Source organism: Clostridioides sp. LIBA-7678 (assembly GCF_056716065.1).
Window position 1 is genome coordinate 2,244,446 of the sequence record NZ_CP196987.1, and the last position, 19,781, is coordinate 2,264,226.

General features: G+C 25.2%; 24 protein-coding genes. 11 read left to right on the forward strand and 13 right to left on the reverse strand.

The window, feature by feature from the left end; translation table 11 throughout:
* Positions 1–136: 136 nt before the first annotated feature.
* Complete coding sequence (locus tag ACTG46_RS10895) at positions 137–508, forward strand: helix-turn-helix domain-containing protein (protein ID WP_479922801.1); 372 nt, start codon at positions 137–139, stop codon at positions 506–508.
* Positions 509–526: 18 nt separating this feature from the next.
* Here ACTG46_RS10895 and ACTG46_RS10900 read toward each other — a convergent pair whose 3' ends face one another.
* Together ACTG46_RS10900 and ACTG46_RS10905 are read right to left on the reverse strand one after the other, a co-directional pair.
* On the reverse strand, positions 527–682 hold the full coding sequence (locus ACTG46_RS10900) for a hypothetical protein (protein ID WP_479922802.1): 156 nt from the start codon (positions 680–682) through the stop codon (positions 527–529).
* 723 nt (positions 683–1,405) lie between these two features.
* Positions 1,406–1,561: a hypothetical protein gene (locus ACTG46_RS10905; protein ID WP_479922803.1), complete on the reverse strand. Its 156-nt coding sequence runs from the start codon at positions 1,559–1,561 to the stop codon at positions 1,406–1,408.
* A 492-nt stretch (positions 1,562–2,053) separates the two neighbouring features.
* Between ACTG46_RS10905 and ACTG46_RS10910 the strand changes: the two genes are divergently transcribed.
* The 4 genes from ACTG46_RS10910 to ACTG46_RS10925 all read left to right on the forward strand — a co-directional run bounded on the left by ACTG46_RS10910 (position 2,054) and on the right by ACTG46_RS10925 (position 5,343).
* Positions 2,054–2,461 (forward strand): helix-turn-helix domain-containing protein, encoded by a 408-nt coding sequence (locus tag ACTG46_RS10910; protein WP_021384833.1) that lies wholly within the window; start codon positions 2,054–2,056, stop codon positions 2,459–2,461.
* Positions 2,462–2,478: 17 nt separating this feature from the next.
* On the forward strand, positions 2,479–2,901 hold the full coding sequence (locus tag ACTG46_RS10915; protein ID WP_479922804.1) for an ImmA/IrrE family metallo-endopeptidase: 423 nt from the start codon (positions 2,479–2,481) through the stop codon (positions 2,899–2,901).
* A gap of 84 nt (positions 2,902–2,985) precedes the next feature.
* Entirely contained in the window at positions 2,986–4,113 is a 1,128-nt protein-coding gene (locus ACTG46_RS10920; RefSeq protein WP_479922805.1) for a type I restriction endonuclease, read from the forward strand.
* 99 nt (positions 4,114–4,212) lie between these two features.
* Positions 4,213–5,343: a tyrosine-type recombinase/integrase gene (locus ACTG46_RS10925; RefSeq protein ID WP_479916847.1), complete on the forward strand. Its 1,131-nt coding sequence runs from the start codon at positions 4,213–4,215 to the stop codon at positions 5,341–5,343.
* 199 nt (positions 5,344–5,542) lie between these two features.
* Here ACTG46_RS10925 and ACTG46_RS10930 read toward each other — a convergent pair whose 3' ends face one another.
* From ACTG46_RS10930 to ACTG46_RS10940, 3 genes are all read right to left on the reverse strand, one after another.
* Positions 5,543–7,198, reverse strand: coding sequence for a helix-turn-helix domain-containing protein (locus ACTG46_RS10930; RefSeq protein WP_479922806.1), 1,656 nt, complete (start codon positions 7,196–7,198; stop codon positions 5,543–5,545).
* Positions 7,199–7,209: 11 nt separating this feature from the next.
* Positions 7,210–7,572: an iron dependent repressor, metal binding and dimerization domain protein gene (locus ACTG46_RS10935; protein ID WP_284182010.1), complete on the reverse strand. Its 363-nt coding sequence runs from the start codon at positions 7,570–7,572 to the stop codon at positions 7,210–7,212.
* A gap of 314 nt (positions 7,573–7,886) precedes the next feature.
* Complete coding sequence (locus ACTG46_RS10940; RefSeq protein WP_479922807.1) at positions 7,887–8,255, reverse strand: MerR family transcriptional regulator; 369 nt, start codon at positions 8,253–8,255, stop codon at positions 7,887–7,889.
* A gap of 167 nt (positions 8,256–8,422) precedes the next feature.
* Between ACTG46_RS10940 and ACTG46_RS10945 the strand changes: the two genes are divergently transcribed.
* Genes ACTG46_RS10945 through ACTG46_RS10955 form a run of 3 tightly spaced genes read left to right on the forward strand, consistent with a single transcriptional unit; the run spans position 8,423 to position 9,196 of the window.
* Positions 8,423–8,614 (forward strand): hypothetical protein, encoded by a 192-nt coding sequence (locus ACTG46_RS10945; protein ID WP_479922808.1) that lies wholly within the window; start codon positions 8,423–8,425, stop codon positions 8,612–8,614.
* Positions 8,615–8,655: 41 nt separating this feature from the next.
* Positions 8,656–8,817, forward strand: a complete 162-nt coding sequence (locus ACTG46_RS10950; RefSeq protein WP_479924066.1) for a hypothetical protein — start codon at positions 8,656–8,658, stop codon at positions 8,815–8,817.
* Positions 8,795–9,196, forward strand: a complete 402-nt coding sequence (locus ACTG46_RS10955; RefSeq protein WP_479922809.1) for an aldolase/citrate lyase family protein — start codon at positions 8,795–8,797, stop codon at positions 9,194–9,196. The genes ACTG46_RS10950 and ACTG46_RS10955 overlap by 23 nt, the downstream gene beginning before the upstream one ends.
* A 146-nt stretch (positions 9,197–9,342) precedes the next feature.
* Here ACTG46_RS10955 and ACTG46_RS10960 read toward each other — a convergent pair whose 3' ends face one another.
* The 4 genes from ACTG46_RS10960 to ACTG46_RS10975 form a co-directional block, all read right to left on the reverse strand.
* Positions 9,343–9,771, reverse strand: a complete 429-nt coding sequence (locus tag ACTG46_RS10960) for a flavodoxin (protein WP_284182013.1) — start codon at positions 9,769–9,771, stop codon at positions 9,343–9,345.
* A gap of 519 nt (positions 9,772–10,290) precedes the next feature.
* Positions 10,291–11,229: a S8 family peptidase gene (locus tag ACTG46_RS10965; protein WP_054270465.1), complete on the reverse strand. Its 939-nt coding sequence runs from the start codon at positions 11,227–11,229 to the stop codon at positions 10,291–10,293.
* A 335-nt stretch (positions 11,230–11,564) separates the two neighbouring features.
* Positions 11,565–13,220, reverse strand: coding sequence for a dihydroxy-acid dehydratase (gene ilvD, locus ACTG46_RS10970; protein ID WP_479922810.1), 1,656 nt, complete (start codon positions 13,218–13,220; stop codon positions 11,565–11,567).
* Positions 13,221–13,748: 528 nt separating this feature from the next.
* Positions 13,749–14,048 (reverse strand): hypothetical protein, encoded by a 300-nt coding sequence (locus ACTG46_RS10975; RefSeq protein WP_054270467.1) that lies wholly within the window; start codon positions 14,046–14,048, stop codon positions 13,749–13,751.
* 262 nt (positions 14,049–14,310) lie between these two features.
* Here ACTG46_RS10975 and ACTG46_RS10980 point away from each other — a divergent pair, with 262 nt between their 5' ends.
* Positions 14,311–14,988, forward strand: coding sequence for a VanZ family protein (locus ACTG46_RS10980; protein ID WP_479922811.1), 678 nt, complete (start codon positions 14,311–14,313; stop codon positions 14,986–14,988).
* Positions 14,989–15,104: 116 nt separating this feature from the next.
* Here ACTG46_RS10980 and ACTG46_RS10985 read toward each other — a convergent pair whose 3' ends face one another.
* A complete protein-coding gene (locus ACTG46_RS10985) occupies positions 15,105–15,359 on the reverse strand; it encodes a hypothetical protein (RefSeq protein WP_054270469.1) in 255 nt (84 codons plus the stop codon).
* A gap of 391 nt (positions 15,360–15,750) precedes the next feature.
* Between ACTG46_RS10985 and ACTG46_RS10990 the strand changes: the two genes are divergently transcribed.
* Complete coding sequence (locus tag ACTG46_RS10990; RefSeq protein WP_054270470.1) at positions 15,751–16,122, forward strand: helix-turn-helix domain-containing protein; 372 nt, start codon at positions 15,751–15,753, stop codon at positions 16,120–16,122.
* Here the strand turns inward: ACTG46_RS10990 and ACTG46_RS10995 are convergent.
* The 3 genes from ACTG46_RS10995 to ACTG46_RS11005 all read right to left on the reverse strand — a co-directional run bounded on the left by ACTG46_RS10995 (position 16,119) and on the right by ACTG46_RS11005 (position 18,141).
* Positions 16,119–16,259, reverse strand: a complete 141-nt coding sequence (locus ACTG46_RS10995; RefSeq protein ID WP_065388392.1) for a hypothetical protein — start codon at positions 16,257–16,259, stop codon at positions 16,119–16,121. The two genes, ACTG46_RS10990 and ACTG46_RS10995, sit on opposite strands and share 4 nt — an antisense overlap.
* 375 nt (positions 16,260–16,634) lie before the next feature.
* Positions 16,635–17,105: a methylated-DNA--[protein]-cysteine S-methyltransferase gene (locus tag ACTG46_RS11000; RefSeq protein ID WP_479922812.1), complete on the reverse strand. Its 471-nt coding sequence runs from the start codon at positions 17,103–17,105 to the stop codon at positions 16,635–16,637.
* 139 nt (positions 17,106–17,244) lie between these two features.
* The gene (locus ACTG46_RS11005) at positions 17,245–18,141 is read right to left on the reverse strand and encodes an AraC family transcriptional regulator (RefSeq protein ID WP_479922813.1); all 897 of its coding nucleotides are present in this window, start codon (positions 18,139–18,141) and stop codon (positions 17,245–17,247) included.
* A 141-nt stretch (positions 18,142–18,282) separates the two neighbouring features.
* On the opposite strand from ACTG46_RS11005, the gene ACTG46_RS11010 reads away from it, so the two are divergent.
* Positions 18,283–19,707 (forward strand): MFS transporter, encoded by a 1,425-nt coding sequence (locus tag ACTG46_RS11010; RefSeq protein WP_479922814.1) that lies wholly within the window; start codon positions 18,283–18,285, stop codon positions 19,705–19,707.
* The last annotated feature ends 74 nt before the right edge of the window (positions 19,708–19,781 follow it).

Consider the following 19,781-nt stretch of genomic DNA (forward strand, 5'->3'; position numbering starts at 1 on the left):
TCACCTCCTTGCTTGTTACAATCATTGTATATCTTTTTATTTATTGTGTCAAGCATTTTTAAAAATAAATTTGCTTGTTGCAAACATTACTATTTAATGTTATCATCTTATTAAAGAAAAGAGGTGATATCTAAACATGCAGGAAAAAGAAAAAATAAAAAGATTAATTGAATTAAGAAAAACTTTAGGACATACACAAGAAGAAATAGCTAAATCAATAAAAATAAGTCGCTCAAATTATGGAAACATTGAAACTGGTAAAGTAAAACCTACAGAGCGTGTTATCTCTGATATTTGCGACCTATATAATGTCAATAAAGCTTGGTTAGAAACTGGTGAAGGAGAAATGTTTATAGAATTCTCTGAAAATGAAAAGGTTCTAAAAATAGCAACTGATATTATAAATGAAGATGATAGGTTTATGAAAAATGTGTTATTTACTTTTAGTAAATTAAGTGATGAACAAAAGGAATTTCTCATAAATCTAATGAAAAATATGACACAATAAAACCACCCAAAAGGGTGGCTATTTTTTTATGTTTGGCTTTAAATTTGTTGCAACTATATTTATGTACTTTAAATGTTCTATATCTAATGCGTTCCTAAATTTTAAAATTTGATTTATTCCTATGTTTGCTAGCTTTTCTGCATCATCAATTAATTTTACTCTTTCTTCATCCACTAATATATTCCTCCTTACAAAAATTTTATATTACCCCAATTAAAATATTACTTTTTATGCTATAATACATCATATAAAGCAACATGTTTTATGATTATAATTAATTAGTCTTCTTTAATAGGTCGCTTATCAAATTATATATATATATATATCTTGAAATAATTTGATAAATAGTTTAAAATAATGTTATTATGTTTTTCCATAATTTGCTCTCCTATAAATATAATAATGTTCCAAATTATGGAAATCTATAGTAATATAATAACATGAACTTAATAAGATGTTCAATACATAAGATTAATATTCACATTTTATATTAACTATGTGGTATGTAAAGATAAACACAATTATTTTACAAATGTAACAAGAAATATTATTATATTAACTATGTGGTAAATAGAAAAAGAAGAGATAAAATTCTCTTCTTTTTCTATTTATACATTTTTTCAAGTTTTTGATAATCTATTTAAATTTACTTAAAATTAAATATACCATTCGTTTTTATTTATACTATTTACACTATATGTAGTGGCCTCTTATATATATTATTTCCTTATTTGTACAAATCTAACACATTGTTTATATTTTGCTTACCATCAAAATCAATATTTCTCAGACCACTTTATCTTCTTTATAAACATGTCTTTTCAAAATATTAGACAAAAAGAATTCCTCATAAATCTAATGAAAAATATAGCACAATAAAACCACCCAAAAGGGTGGCTATTTTTTTATATTAGGCTTTAAGTTTGTCGTGACTATATTTATATATCTTAGATTTTCTATATCTAGTGCATCTTTAAATTTTAAAATTTGGTTTATTCCTATATTTGCTAATCTCTCTGCATCATCAATTAATTTTACTCTTTCTTCATCCATTCCGTTTCTTCCCCCCAAGTTTAATTTATAAAATCATTTATGTCAAAATATTCTGTTATTTATTTAGTAAACTTTTCTGTATAGACCTTAATAATAGATAAGTTAAATATTCATATAGTTTTAACTATCAATCTCAACATTATTGTATAAAAAACACCTACTTTATATAAAGTAAGTGTTTTTTATACAATAATATTACAATTAATACTACATTATACTATAATAAATATAGTCTATTAAAATTTTTCATCCCAAGTAATTTCATATATCTATCAAACAATTTAAGTATTTACTTTTTAAAGTTCTAACCCATTTCACTTTGAAATTAATGAAGTTAATCATATATTTATTATACTGAATTTCTTTATAAATTAATAATAAACAATTTATACTTGTTTGTCAACTTTAAATTGTTTTTTCTACAATTTAAAATTGTTTTCTTTACTTTTACGATTATTAATTGTATATTTAAGATATAAGGAGTTGATAATATTGTCAAATAAAAAACTTGAAAACAGATTAAAAGAACTAAGAAAAGAACTTAATTTTACACAAGAAGATATCTCAAAAAAAATTGGATTAAGTAAAAGTGCATATGGTTACTATGAACAGGGGAAAACAGTACCAGATGCCTATATGATTGCTGAATTATCAAAAATTTTTAATGTAAGTGTTGATTATTTATTAGGTAAAACAGACATCAAAAGTAATAATTGTTCTGAATCTCTACCAAAGTCATTTGATAATGCAAATGATGCCATAAAATTTATTCTCCAGCAACCAACACTTATGGCCTATGGAGATTATAATATAAAAAAATTAAGTGATGAAGAAGTTATAGATTTTGCAAATGATTTATTACAACAAATAAAACTAATCAGTTTTAAATATAAAAAATAATATTTTTAGGGGGAGTAATGGGAATAAATGATATAAAGAATATAGCTAATGTAGTTAATTATGTTATAAATAATTTTGAAACTAACAATCCATTTGAATTGTGCGAAAAACTTGATGTGACTATAAGATTCAAAAACTATAATCCAGATGGAATGAAAGGTTATTATACAGATGTATTAGGTAAAAAAATAATTTATTTAAATTCAAACTTTACTGAAGAGTCACAATCTATACTTTGTGCTCATGAATTAGGACATATTATATTAGAACACAAAGGTGTAAATCATTTTGGCTCTTCTGATTCTAAACTTGAACATGAAGCAAATTTATTTGCTCTATATCTATTGTTTGATGAAAAAAAATATGATATAAAATTTTCATCAACAACTAGCTACTTAGCTAAAAGTATTATTGATGCTAATTTAGACTTAATAAAATAAACATTATGATGAAATTTATTAATTATTTTATGTATTTACAAATTTATAATATACTTTATAACAAATAAGATAGGGGGATTTTATATGGATTTTTCAGACAAAATAAAACAATTCAGCAAAAGAATCGAAACACTAAAAGATAGTTTAGTTACAGAAGAAGCAACAAAAACAGCATTAATAATGCCTTTGTTTCAAATATTAGAATATGATATTTTTAATCCTTTAGAATTTATGCCAGAATTTATCGCAGATGTAGGTGTAAAAAAAGGAGAAAAAGTAGATTATGCTATACTTGAAAATGGTAAACCTTTAATTTTAATAGAAGCAAAATGTGCTACAGATAAACTCAAAAAACATGATGCGCAATTATTCAGATATTTTACAGCAACAGAAGCAAAATTTGCAATACTTACAAATGGAATAATTTATAAATTTTTCACTGACTTAGAAGAAAAAAATAAGATGGATGATAAGCCATTTTTAGTATTAAATCTATTAAATATGGATGATAACAAAATATCACATTTGAAAAAATTTACTAAAAGTACATTTAATATAGATACTATTTTTAATATAGCCTCAGAATTAAAATATACAAATCTAATAAAATCCCAGTTAAACTCACAATTAGAAAACCCATCAGATGAATTTGTTAGGTTTATAATAAATGATTTCTACAATGGTGTTAAAACACAAAATGTAGTAGAAAAATTCAGACCTATAGTCAAAAGGTCTATGTCCCAATTTGTCAACGATTTTATGAATGAGAAATTAAAAACATTATTGGAAAATGATAATGAAGAATATGATAAAAAGAAAGTAAAAGATAGCAAAAAGAAAGAAAAAAGTAAAACTGATACTGAACTTATAAAACAAAAAGAAGAAAAGCAAGCTCCTACTGTAGAAAAAATTGATAAATGTAATATAGTAATTACTGATGATGAATTGAAGGCTATTAATATAGTTCAAGATATTTTATCTAAAAAAATTGATAAAAATGAAATCACTTATAAAAAAGTAAATAATGAAGTTAATATAATGTATAAAAATAATCTTGAGCATTGGATATGTAAAATAGAGCTAGGAGCCCATAAGATGATTCGCTTGCCTAATGGAAGTCAAGATTATTTAGAATATAAAATGGACGCTGTAATAGACATAAATGAGCTAAAAAATGAATTAATCTTTATTGCAGAAAAATACATAAAATAAATATTATCTTTATAATTAAACTAGTTATTTAAGAGCAGTAATTCTGCTCTTTTATATAAATAAAAAACAAACATACATTCTGAAAAGGGGGTTACTATTATGAAAGGTGGATTAAGAAAAAGAAGTAACAAATGGTATTACTACTTTGACCTAGGGATAGTAGAAGGTAAAAGAAAAAAAGTAGAAAGAGTTGGTGGCAATACAAAAAAGGAAGCAGAAAAAGCACTAAGAGAAGCACTAAATGAATATGAAAACTCTGGTATAGTATTTGAAGAAAGCAACATAAGTGTATCAGACTATTTAGACTTTTGGTACAAAGAATATGTCTTACTTAACTGTAAATACAACACTCAAGAAAGTTACCGAATAAACATAGAAAAACACATAAAACCAAAACTAGGAGTTTACAAAGTAAAAGCTTTAACACCCGCGATACTACAAAGCTTCATAAATAAAAAATACAAAGAGAATTATTCTCAAAATACATTACAAGTATTAAAAAACATATTACATAGGTCATTAAAATCAGCAGTCTATCCTTACAAACATATACGAGAAAATCCTATGCAATATGTAAGTATACCAAAAGCTAAGACTAAAACAGAATCTAGCAAAGTTAAAACTATTACATTAGATGAATTTAATCAAATACTGAATATATTTCCTCAAGATTCATTTCAGCGTATAGTCCTACTAATTGGATTTTATACTGGCATGAGAAGAGGAGAAATTATTGCATTAACATGGGATGATATAAATCTTGATAACAAAACTATTACAGTAAAACATACACTGATTAAAAAGAAGAATGGAATATTTGAATTAAGCCAACCAAAAACAGAAAGTTCTTGTAGAACTATCTTTACAGGAGATACTTTAATAAGGATACTAAAAGAACATAAACTACATCAAAAGAAAATGAAATTAAAATATGGTGAATTTTACTTTGATAGCAACTGGGTATGTACTAAAGAAAATGGTCAACAAGTAAATACCCACACTTTAGACACTATAGTAAAACAAATTCGAAAAGCTTTAAACAACGACTTCCATTTTCATTGTTTAAGACATACACATGCTACCCTATTATTGGAAAATGGAGCTAATATTAAAGATATACAAAATCGCTTAGGTCATAGTCAGTTATCAACTACAATGGATACCTATTCACATGTAACTGAAAAAATGAAAAATGAAACTGTAGATATATTTGAAAGAATTACAAACTAGTTTGCCACCCAAAACTATAATACGGTGGCAAACGGGTGGCAAAATCTAATTTACCTATTTTAAAATCTAATATAATCAATTTTATATAATCAGCTATACCTTTGCAATTTCAATACTTTAGAATTTATAATATATATCATTCATACAAGATATTAATTATAAATCTAACCAATAAAACATATATCTTACATAATACTATCTAATCTCTATCGTCTAGCATATTTTTTCTATACTCATTTGGACTCATATTATTGAATTTCTTAAATATTTGTGAAAAATAACTACTATTATTAAAACCTACTTTCTTACAAACCTCACTAATACTCATATTTATATTTAATAGATATTTTTTAGATTCTTCTATCCTAAGAAGATTTATATACTCAGTTATTGATACTTGATTTTTTTCATTAAAAATAGAGCTCAAATAATTTGGACTTATAAAAAATATCTTCGCGATACTATTTAAGTTTATATTATCTTTATAATATTTTTGTATATATTCATTCACATTTTCAATCAAATCTCTCTTATCTTGTTTCCAAAATTCTCTATTCTTATCAATACACTCTTCAGAAAATTGTAATAATATATCCCATAAATCTTCATTACTATTTATAAGTGATATTTTTTTATTGTATTTATTTCTTAGATAAGATATAAGCTTTAAATCTTCTAAATCTCTAAGCACTGTTCTAGATAATACAAATATCATTTCTTGAATAATATCTCTAACATCATTATACATTAATTTATTAGCATCTATCAGATTATAAATACCTTCTAAATTCATTTCTTTTATTTCTTTCTCTATAGAAAGTTCTAATTCAAAAGGATATTCTCGTAAAACATTATTGAATAAATCGATTGGATTGATAATATACTTTTCTTCTAACAATTTAATATTTGCTTTTTTAAGTGCTTCTTCAAGCTTTATATTTTTCTTTCTATTCTTCAATATCTCCTCATCTTTTATACTAAGTTGATTTTCAAAAAAATTTCTCTTAGCTATTTCCTGAATAAATTCAGACATCATTAATAAATTTTCTTTTAACACATATAGTCTACTCTTTGGAATTAATGAAAGTTCATTGTAGATTTTACTTATGTATTTTACATCAATATCTGAATTACTTGACAATTTAGATAAATTTTTATCTGTATCACTAGATTTATATATTATAAAATTACCACACTCTATAAAGCCAACTATATTTTCTTCTAATACTATTGGTATTTCCAAACTAGAAATACCATACTCACATTCATACATTTTTTCAAAATTATCACCATTTATACTCTTATCAAGTTTTCTATTGCACACTTTTATACTTTTACAAATATCACAAAATCTAGTTTCTTTTTTAGTATCAAATATTTCTTTATGTTTTGAATCATATACAGATATTCTAAGTTTCAATATATTAGATATTTGATTTGCAATATTTTCAATTATATTTACATTAATTAGCTCTTGTATAGTATTTTCAGAAAATACTATAGGTAGTTGTCTCAAGCTCGAAAATTTATGAGGGACATAAGTGATTAATATTACTAAATCAATTTTACCAGTATTTATAATTTCGTGTTCTGAATATGGTGGGCAATAAACTATTGATTTTTCCTTTATATTGACCTTTTTACCATCAATAATTTGTAATCCTTCCCCCTGAATTACATATAAAAGCTGTTCTTCACTTAAATGAAAATGTTTTTCTTGGCAGTTTTTTGGAAAAAATCTTACAATTCCAGCACTAAGCCTATTAAATTGTGTTTTTGATGGTTCATGTATCCATGTAACTTCTCCCCAATCAAATTTTTGTACTTCATTATTCGACTCACTAAAATACTCCATAAACTCACCTCTTAGTTTTTGTCTAAATATTTTTTTATTCCTTCAAATGTCTCTTTGCTTATAATATGTTCTATCCTACATGCATCTTTCTCAGCTATATCAAATGAAATTCCCAATGTATTTACTAAAAATTTAGTGATTAAAATATGTTTTTCATAAATTTCCTCTGCTTTTTTTCTACCTTCTTTAGTTAAAATAATGCCACCATCAATTTCCATTATAATAAGGCTATGTTCTTTTAGGATTCCCATAGCTCTACTTACACTTGCTTTACTATAATTTAGCTTTTTAGCTATATCAACAGATTTTACAAGTCCATTCTTCTTTTCTAAAATAAGTATTGTCTCCAAATAATTTTCTCTTGATTCATACATTCCAATAGCCTCCAAATTTAGCAACTCTATTATAATATTTTAATTATAATAATTAGAAAAACATAACTATATATTCAAAAACTTATAGTATTCATATTTATAGTATTTAAAAATACTCATATTTATAAATTAGGATATTTCGCCACTTACATTAATATATATTATCATAATTTTCTTTTTTATTACATAGAGAAATAACTATATAGAACATAGTTCTATTATATGTAAAAATACGTCTTGAAAACAATAAACTTAAATAGTTCTAACTTATTCTTTATATTAAAGAAATTAAAAGTTTAATTATTTTATAAGAATTATTTTTTACACATCTTTTTTTCATTTAAATAACATATCTTCTCATCTATTTTATCCATACAATCTTCTAGTTCCTGTATTTTATTTTTAATGTTTTTCTTGTACTGTTGGAACAGTTGGATTCTTTTATCTATAGTATCGTCTCCCATATCACAAAAATGAAAACATTCATGGATATCTTTAATAGATAAACCAGCCTTTTTTAAATCTTTTATAAATGTCAAACGCTCCATATCTTCTTCACAGAAATAACGAACACCACTTGGTTTTCTACTAATAGGAAGTAGTAAATCCTTTTCTTCATAAAATCGAATAGCCGATGAAGAAATGTTCGTTATTTTTGATACATCAGTCATGGAATATTTCATATTTTTTCCTCCCTAAAATTTTATATGAATAAGAACATTATAAAAATCCATTATACAATAGTCAATAAAAAAGTATTGACTTCAAGCTAGGTTGAAGTTGTATTCTTTGAAGTGTAGAAATAAATTACCGAAAGAAAGGAATAATATAAATAGAAAATTACACAACTATGATTAAAGAAAATTTAAATATAGGAAAGGTATTATGTGGAGTGGCAGTTTCACTATCTGATTCATTTGTAAGTGAATTAATTGGTCTATCAGAATATGATTTTGTTTGGATTGAAGGTGAACATGGTGTTTTAGACCGCAAAGATATTCAGCAACATATGATAGCTGCACATGCTGGTGTGCTTCTTTAATTAGATTATCAAACAATAATCCTGACCTTGTTAAACCTATAATATATATGGGAACAGATATTATATGTTTTCCATTTATTAATACAGCACAGAATGCAGAAAAAGCAGTATCAGCTTGTACTTATCCTCCATATGGTCATAAGAGGATGCAATCCTCAAAGAGCTTTCTATTATGGAAATATGAGTTATTTAGACTATGTTAAAAACGCAAATAATGAAACATTAAAAATGATGTTAATTGAACAGAAAGCAGGTTATGATAACATTGAAGAAATAGCACAAGTCAAAGGTGTCGATATTATAGCATTAGGACCTGGTGATTTATCTTTAGACATGGGATTTTCTGGAGATATGAATAGAATTGAAATAAAAGATATGATTTCTCAAGCTGCTAAAGTATGTAAAAAATACAATATGCCCTTTATTATCTTTCCTTCAATAGAAAAGAAAAGTATTGAAACATGGATTAATACAGGAGCAAGTATGCTATGTTTTGCACAAGATACAACATTTATAACTTATGTTATCAAACAATTATTGTCTTTTTATGATGAGATTGTACCAGATAAAAAACGACATTAATTTATAAATTTGATTTATACTAAAAGAGACTAATGTTTTATCTATTTTTATTAAGGATATTTTCTTATGTATTGTAATATTAGTCTCTTTTAGTATTATATAATGTTGTTATTATTAGTTGTATATAATTACTATAGTATATAAACTTATTCAGCCAACATTTTACCTAATTGTACACATTCATCTTTTGCTTCTTCATCGGGTTCTTCCATTGAAGTAATTCCTTCACTACCTATAATTGTAGCACCAGCATTTTGCATACGTTCTTCCCATTCTCTCATCCATTCACAATTTCCCCAACCATATGAACCAAATAATCCAATCTGCTTACCTGATACCATAGATTCTAATTCTGCCACAAATGGCTCCATATAACCCTCTTCTAATTGTTCTGCTCCCATAGATGGGCAACCTAATGCAAATTTATTTTCTTCTTTTAAGTCACTTGGTTTTAATAAGCTTACATCTATAACTTCTGGTGTTTTACCTTTTAACTTCACTCCTTCAGCTACAAAATTTGCCATTTTTTCGGTATTTCCTGTTCCACTCCAATAAACAATATATATTTTACTCATTCTTACCTCCTATAATATTTTTAATTACTAGTTACCTATAGCTAACTAGTATCTAAAAAATAAAAGATTTCTTTATTTGAAATCTCTTCATTTTTCTAAATATAGAATAGCATAATTGAATTTGAAATTCAATAGTTATTGATATTATTTATCATTTAAATTTTATACATTTTTTATTTGCAAAATTACTCCTTATACCTAAATCTTTAATCAGGATATTTTTCATATCATCTTATTTATATTACAAATCATCTTATATATTCATATATATTAGCCTTAATTTAGCTTGTATTTCCTATATTCAAACTTTTAACTATGCAGATATATAGAAAAACACACCTTTTCTAAGATGTGCTATCTATAATACTGCATATTTTTTATAATTATTAGTTCTCTGGCATATCTATAAATTTTATTACTCTATATTTTCGTCTATCTCTATGAAATTCTATACTTAAAAACTCGTCAACATTTGCATTAACTACATAGAATATCTGTATTTTACTGTCAAATTATAAATTATCTTTTTCCAGTATTCTTGTATTTATAAAGATTTAAATATAGGTACCCATTCCCCTGTTCTGTTCTAGGTATTCCAAGTGCTCTTGTACATTTTATTAATTGTGCATATAACTCAGCTTCATCTAAATCTCTCTCAAATTCTTCTCTAGCCCATTCTTTAATTAGTGCTAGTGACCCTGATACATATGGTGCACTCATACTAGTGCCACTCATAATAGCAAGTTTATTATCCATATAAGTTGATATAATATTTCTTCCTGGAGCTACCAAATCTATTGTGGTATTTGAATTACTAAACTTTTCAACTAAATAGTTTTCATTTATTGCACCTACTTCTATTACCTCAGCATAACTGGCTGGATAACTATACTCACTTGTACTAGAATCTCCATCTCCATTATTTCCTGCTGCACACACTACAGAAATATTATTCTTTACTGCTTGTAAAACTACATTTCTTAAGTTTTTGTCATCTTTATTTCCTCCAAGAGACATAGATATAATATCAACTTTGTTATTTATAGCAAAATTAACAGCATTAATTATACTTTGATATGTCCCAACACCATCTTTATTTAACGCCTTTGCTATTAATAATTTACAGTCTGGAGCTACACCCATAACCTCATTATTATAATTAGATGCAGCTATAATTCCTGCTACATGAGTTCCATGTCCATTAAAATCCTCATATATATTTTTATTTCCATTACTATCATCACTAAAGTTTGCGCCACCAATTATTTTACCTTTTAAAAGCGGATGAGAGCTGTCACAGCCTGTATCGATTATCCCAATTAAAATATTTTTCCCAGTATATCCTTCATCCCACATTCCTCTGGCATTCATTTGTTTTATTCCATAGGGAAACTTATTCTTTGCTCCTCTTAGATTTTCATTTATTTCATAAGGAATTAGTTTCATTCTTTTATTCATTATATATCCTCCTAAAAATTTTATTACTTATAAATATTATAAATTTGCTTTCATGATAAGTTTATAAATCAAATTAACAACTTATATCTACTTATTTATATTTATGATGTATTTTTTATTTTTAGGAGTCATATTTTATTGTATATAAAATAATATTTAGACAATTATATTAAAAGTAAAAATTTACTTATACTTATATTCTAAAGCGTAAGAAATTCAATATATTTATAATGATTTAAATCTTTTATATATCAGATAAAAAGGATATCTTATTAGTACTGGAACATTTAGATATCCTTTTTATATTTTTACTTAACTCTCTTATACATAATCTACTACTTCAACACTGCCCCTGTATTTGCTGATGTTACCAGTTTAGCATATCTACTTAAGTACCCATGTTTTATTTTAGGCTCTAAAGGTATAAATTTTAATCTTCTATTTTCTATTTCTATTTCATTTACTTTTAACTCTAATTTTTTTTCTGGTATATTGATAGAAATTATATCACCTTCCTCAACTATTCCAATTAAACCTCCTTCCATAGCTTCTGGAGAAATATGACCTATGGATGCTCCTCTAGTTGCTCCTGAAAAACGACCATCAGTAAGAAGTGCAACATGTTTATCAAGTCCCATTCCTGCAACTGCTGAAGTAGGAGATAACATTTCTTTCATTCCTGGACCTCCTTTTGGTCCTTCATATCTTATAACTATAACATCGCCTTTATTTATTTTTTTATTAAATATAGCACTTACAGCTTCTTCTTCTGAATTAAAAACTCTTGCTGGCCCTTCATGAACTAACATTTCCTCTGCAACTGCTGATTTTTTTACAACAGCTCCGTTTGTAGCAAGATTTCCTCTCAAGATTGCAAGTCCACCTTGTTCACTATATGGGTTTTTTAATGTATGTATTACTTCCTCATTTTCTATTTTACAATTTCTTATATTTTCTCCTATAGTCTTACCTGTCACAGTTTTACAATTTAAGTTTATTCCTTCTATCTTAGAAAGTTCATTCATTATAGCTGGAATTCCTCCTGCCATATGTAAATCTTCAATATGATGTTTCCCACTTGGACTCAATTTTGTTAGACAAGGAGTTTTCTCACTTATTTCATCAAAAAAGTCTAAGTTAAGTTCTATTCCTGCTTCATAAGCTATTGCAGGTAAGTGAAGTACTGTATTTGTAGAACCAGCCATTGCCATATCCACAGTTATTGCATTTTTAAATGCATCTACTGTTAAAATATCTCTAGGTTTTATATCATTTTTAAGTAGTTCCATAACATACATACCTGCATATTTTGCTATTCTTTTTCTTTCTCCAGAATGTGATGCGGCAGTACCATTATATGGAATACCCATACCTAATGCTTCTGTTAAACAATTCATGCTATTTGCTGTAAAAAGCCCAGAACATGAACCACATCCAGGACAAGAGTTCATAGCTAATTCTTCTAATTCTTCTTCACTCATTGCTCCATCTTTACATGCTCCAACACCTTCCATAGCAGAGTTAAAATCGTACACTTTTCCATTTTTTCTGCCTGAAAGCATAGGGCCTCCACTCACAACAACGCTTGGTATATTAAGTCTTGCAGCAGCCATTAACATTCCTGGAACTATCTTATCACAATTAGGTATAAGTACTAAAGCATCAAAACCATGTGCCATAGCCATAGCTTCTATTGAATCTGCTATTAATTCTCTTGAAGCAAGTGAATAATTCATTCCAACATGTCCCATGGCTATACCATCACATACTCCTATGGCTGGAAATTCTAATGGTAACCCACCACTCATTCTAACACCAGTTTTTGCTGATTCTGCTATTTCATCAAGGTGGAGATGACCAGGAATCACCTCATTTTGTGCATTTACTATACCTATTAAAGGTCTTTCAATTTCTTCTATAGTAAGACCCATTCCATACATTAATGCTCTCTTTGGAGCTCCCTCTATTCCTTTTTTTATATCACTTCTCATAATATTACCTCTTTCCCACTTTTTTAAATTTTCATAATATTATTATAATACATTTTTCTATTAATTAATTACGAAAAATCTAAAAAATATTAGTATCTACTAATGCAAAATTATTACAATTTACTATAAATATATTACACAATTGGATTATATAATTATATTTTTAATAAATTTTGAAAATCATAGAGTAAGATTATTTATTCTATGAAACAGAATAAATAATCTTAATAGATAAATATCAGTATTTTCCGTTTTATTAGAATCTAGTAAATTCAATTGTTTACAAGCTATGAATGTATATACTTTCGCTTTTATGTGTTTTGATGACAATTTTTATTTTTCTAGTATAAGAAACTGACAATCATGTTATCCAATTAGATTTATACTTCTTTTATCATATAAAGAAAACAGCCAATCATTTTGATTGACTGAATTACTTTAAGTATATTAAATATATGCACTCTAAAAAATCTTTTTGTTTTGCATATTTAAACTCTTTAGTATTTGTATTTTTTAGATACTTTTTTATTAATCAAATCTAATATTTGAAACTTTATTCCAATTAATCTCTCTTGAATAATCTTCTGGATGTGACAATTTAACTATATGTGTTGAATCATTATAATTATAATAAATTGTAGTAGTACCATTGATTGGGTTCTGCTTATATCCTTGATATACTGCACTTTTTGGAACCTTTTTTTCAACAAAATTATATGCAGATGAAGTGTCAATCGATTTTACTTCACTAGGAAATATTAGCATCCAAAAAGCTACAAATATAAAAATACATATACATGTAATACTATACCATTTAATCCATTTCATAGAATCCCTCCTATTTTACCAAAATATACTATTATTATTTCCATATATTTATAATATTTATGCATATGATAAAATTTTTTAAACATCCATATATAAGTATAGGAACTTTGGTTTTCTATGCTTTATTAAGATTAATAAGATATTTTTATAAATTAATAAATTTGTAAGATTTTATTAAAAGATTTTTAAAACTTAAAGCTTAATATAAATATAGTAGTTATATAGCTAAAACATAAATTTTGAAAGGAGATAAAATACAATTATGTGGATACTTTATTCATTTCTTTGCGCTATACTACCATGCTTGATATATCAAATAATTGTTATCAAAAGAAAAAACTTGAAATGTGAAAAGAATGTAGTAATACATTTAGTATGGGTATATATTTTTTTACTATATATTTACTTAGCACTTAGTAAAGCTGGTATTGGGAGCATCTGGGATATAGGAAGGTATAGAGAAATTATTAGATTTAATGAAATAAATCTAATACCATTTAGCTCAGTTGGTGCTTTAACATATATTTTAAATATAATTATGTTTATGCCTTTAGGATTTTTACTTCCTTTAATTTGGAAGGAATTTAGAAATATTATTAATATGTCAATAACTGGATTAGGTTTCTCATTATCAATTGAATTTTGTCAATTATTTAATCTTAGAACTACAGATATTGACGATTTAATGATGAATACATTAGGAGCTATTTTAGGATATTTAATATGGATATGTGTAAATAAGTTATTTAATTTGATGAAGAAAAATACTATTTTAGCACCGATATGTAAAAATATCATTCAAGATGAAATTGCTATTACAATCGATGATGAAATAAATAAAAAAACTACCCCTCTTTATAAAAATGAAGCTATCATATATTTAATATTGACTGTTTTAGGAGAATTCTTGTTATTTAATTGGTCCTTAATATACTATTGAATAATCTAAATAAAAAAACAAAAATATTTCAATATTCATAAAGATGTAAAGCCTTCTTTTCTATATTCTATATAAGGAAAGAAGGCTTCCATTCTTAAACATAAAATACACATTCACTATTTAATTGGCATCTGAAATATTTTATTAATATTATATCTAACTTTGTTAGATGTTATATAATCATATTTTGTTCCATTCTCAATAAAACTTTGTATATTATCCAACACTTGTATAGCTCTTGCATTGCTTTCATAAGTTCCTATTTTTTTAGTATTAAGGTTTTCAAATACTACATAAATTCGACTATCATTTATTTTAATTTGATTAACTTGCATTAAATCAGTTTTATCTTGACTTCTAATTATTATCACATTAATTCCTCCATCTACTCAACTTATTTTAATTTATAAGAAGCAATATCATATAATTTATTTCTAGTATATTTAAACATTTAAATTTATTGAAACATCAAACTATTTATACTATAGCATCGTTTTATACATTTGGTAATTTCATTGTTAAAATATTTATTTATATTTAAATAAAATGTATCTAGATAGTATATATTTATTACTTATTTATGTTCTATTTTCAGAATATCACCTCTTTATCAATTACCATTTGTATAATTCATATTATACATATACAAATGGTAATTTTCAATATATTTTATTATTTTAATCTTTTTTTTTTATATTTTTGGTAATTTTATTTTACTTTTTATAAAAATAACTTATAATTTCGGTAAGGAGTGATGTACATATGGAAAGTTTAGGAGATAGAATAGCAAATTTACGAAAAGAATTGGATATAAATCAAAAAGAACTTGCTACTAAAGTCGGTATAACTGAGGCGAGTTTATCACGTTATGAAAATAATTTACGAGAACCTAAAAGTGAAATTATAGTAAGATTGGCAAAAGAACTGAAAACATCCACTGATTATTTACTGGGTGTAAATGAAAGTACAAAGATGAGTAAAGAAGATAAATTAATCATAGAAAACTTATCAGTCAGTGAAAAAACAAAAAAACTATTAGAAAAAATATATTCACTTGAAAAAGAAGATAGAGAAGCTATAGAAAAAATGATTGATAATGCTTATCTAAAAAGATTTCTCAAAGAAGAGAATTAATTCTCTTCTTTTTCTTTATTCAAAACCTCAAGTAATAATTCATAAAAAGTAATATCTTCACTCAATAAATAATCTAATTTCATTCCTGTATCTTCAATTTTTTCTTTTCTTGTAACAGTAGTATTTGATTTTTCCACATACACCATCCCCCAGCAAACTTACGTTCTTAATATTAGTCAGAAATTCCAACAATTTTTTAATAAAGTTTATGTATTTATATTTTATAAAATATGTTATAATCATCCAAAATTTTCCTAGATAATTATCTTAACTATATAATAATACTTTTATTCTACAGATGCAATAAAAAACCCGTAATAATAACAAAAAAATCTATTGTTGTAGAATCTTGTATATTTTTTACATTTTTATATATTTTTAAGATAATTTTTATTATAAAACTTTTTATAAATATATAAAATTTTTATATTCATTTAACTTATTGTAGTTTTTTAGATAGAATTTAACTTTTCTCTAATAATCATTGTCTTTAAACTTCTACTTTGCATATATTATTTATTATCTTTTTCAAGTTTCAACAAATATTCCTTTACCTTTATTCCTCCTAGATAACCTCTCAAACTTCCATTAGAACCTACTAGTCTATGACAAGGTATAAAGATAGAAATAGGATTTTTGCTATTTGCCATCCCTACTGCTCTGTATGCTTTAGGATTATTAATTATGTTTGCTAGCTCTATATAAGTCATTGTTTCTCCATATGGAATTTTACAAAGTTCATTCCAAACTTTTCTCATAAACTCACTTCCAGACAACTTTAAAGGTAAATCAAACTCTTTTCTATTTCCATCTAAATATTCTTTTAGTTGTTTATTTGCTTCTATTATAATTTTGGTTTCTTTGACTAAATATTCTTTAGAATCTAAGCTAGATGTGTCAAAAAACAGATTTGTAATACAACTATTTTTTTCTGCTATTCCTATTTTACCAATTTTAGTTTCATAATAAAAAATATTTTTCATTAGGTACAATATCCTTTCATATTCATTTACAACTTTAATTTTATTAATAATTTTACTCTTTTATATCATATATTTTATCAATCTTTATAAAAATTCAAAAACTTGAAATACTACACTTTCTATAAAGTATATTTATGAGTTATTCGTTATTATTTTTTAAGAGAATACTGCAAGCATCTCTATGTTCATGTCTATATTTAGTTGGAGATATATCATAATTCTTTTTAAATAAACGACTAAAATAATTTATACTATCAAAACCACATCTCATAGCAATTTCTGTCATATTTAAATCTGTTTGTTTTAAATAATATATAGCCTTATTAAGTCTTACTCCATTTATATAATCAGTTGTAGTCTTACCAGTTATTTGTTTGAATGTTCTACAAAAATGATGTGTGCTCAAATTCATATTGCAAGCAAGTTCTTTTAATGTGATTTTATCCATGTATTTTTCTTCTATCAAATCAAATACACTTTCAAATTTTTCTAAAGAATATTTTCTTTCTATAAATTCTTCTTCAGAAAAGATTTTGTCAACATGATTTCTTAACAAAAATACTATAAATTGATAAATATTAGCTTTTATAGATAACTCATATCCAATTTCTTTATTGTCATATTCATCAAGTATATCTTTAATATATTTTAAAATAAAATAATCGTTTTGAATTAAATTCTTAAATACAATACGATTTAGAGTTATTGGTGCTAAGTACTTAGTTTGTAACAAATCAACTTGATTACTAAAAAGAAAACTAGGTTCAATACGAATAGTATAAAATTTTAGATTATCTGATAGACTTTCTAAATAATGTAATTCATTACTATTTGCTATTGCAATATTTCCAGATACTACTTTAAAATTACTCAAGCCACATTCTAAGTATGCTATACCATCAACAAAATAATATATTTGTAGATGCTCATGCCAATGTCTTTTAAAATTTTCTCCCTTTTTAATATCCTCTTTTAAAAAAATATCTATGAAACTTTCTTGACTTTTTCTGTCAAAATATTTGTTTTTATCATTCATTATTTACCTCTTATCAAAATAGTGCTAATTATAAGCAATATCGTTGTTGTATTCATTATTTCATATCGATATTATATAAAATGTAATTATTATTGTAAACATTAAAATAATACTAGTAATTATAATAAGGAGGTAATAAAAATGACAAAATTTTTTAAAGAAAGTGAAAACAAAAAAAGTATAACAGTTTTATTTGTAGTTATTGCAATGACTTTTATGGCAACATTAGATTCTAGTATTATAAATGTAGCACTTCCTGTTCTTGCAAGTGAATTAAATGTCTCTCTATCATCCATTGAATGGATAATAGCAAGTTATTCAATTATTATTTGTTCAACACTATTATTTTTCGGAAGACTTGGAGATATCATTGGTAAACCTAGAATATTTCAAGCAGGCACTATTATTTTTACAACAGCTTCATTATTGTGTGGATTAAGTAATTCTTTAACTTTACTTATAATTTGCCGTTTTATTCAAGGAATAGGTGCTTCTGCTTACATGGCAAACAATCATGGAATCATTACAGAGTTATTTCCAAAGGAAAGTAGAGGTAAAGCTCTAGGAATTTTGGTTACTGCTGTTGCTATTGGCAATATGGTCGGACCATCTATAGGAGGATTTATTTTATCAATGTTTAATTGGAACTTTATATTCTTTATAAACATTCCAATAGGTATTATTGTAATATTTTTAAATACAAAATTTCTCCCAGACAGTAAAATAACTTCAGAAAAAATGGATAAGGCTGGTGCTATACTTCAATTTTTAGGAACAACATTATTTTTTAGTGCTCTAATTATTGCTCAACAAACGGGATTACTAAATCCATATATATTAATTACACTATTACTATCAATTATTTTTATTATATTATTTTTGATATTAGAAAAAAATCATCCTCAACCACTTCTTGACCTTGAAATTTTTAGAAACTTAAAATTTTCATTGAATTTAGTTTGTGCTCTTACATCATTCATTTGTATTGCATCATCTAGTATTTTAATTCCATTTTATTTACAAAATACTATGAAACTTTCCCCAATTCAAGCAGGTTTATTTATGATATTATCCCCTTTGATTTTAGCCATTTTTTCACCGATATTTGGGAATATATCAGATAAAATTAAGTCAGAAAAAATTATTTTAATTGGTCTTATTGTTATGAGCTTTGGATTTTTCTTAATGTCAAGATTAAAAGAGAGTTCTATCCTTATTTTATTCGTGATTTCTGTATCAATAATATCAATAGGACAATCTGTGTTTCAACCTGCCAATAATGCTTTGATAATGTCAAATTGTCCCAAAAGTAAGTTGGGAGTTGTCGGAAGTATAAATTCTCTTGTAAGAAATTTAGGTCAAGTTATAGGTATTACCATTTCTACAACACTTTTATATAATTTTATGAGTATTAAGGCTGGGTATAAGGTTAACGACTATATAATTGATAATGATAAAATATTTGTATTTGGAATGAGAAATGTTTATATTATTATTACACTTCTTTGCCTAATAGGGGCACTATTAATTGGCTTTTATTTATTTAAGTATAATAAAAATGAATAATAGTTTTTTACAATTATCTTAAAGTTATAAGTATCTTAGAACTATGAATATATCATAGAGAACTTATTAAAATA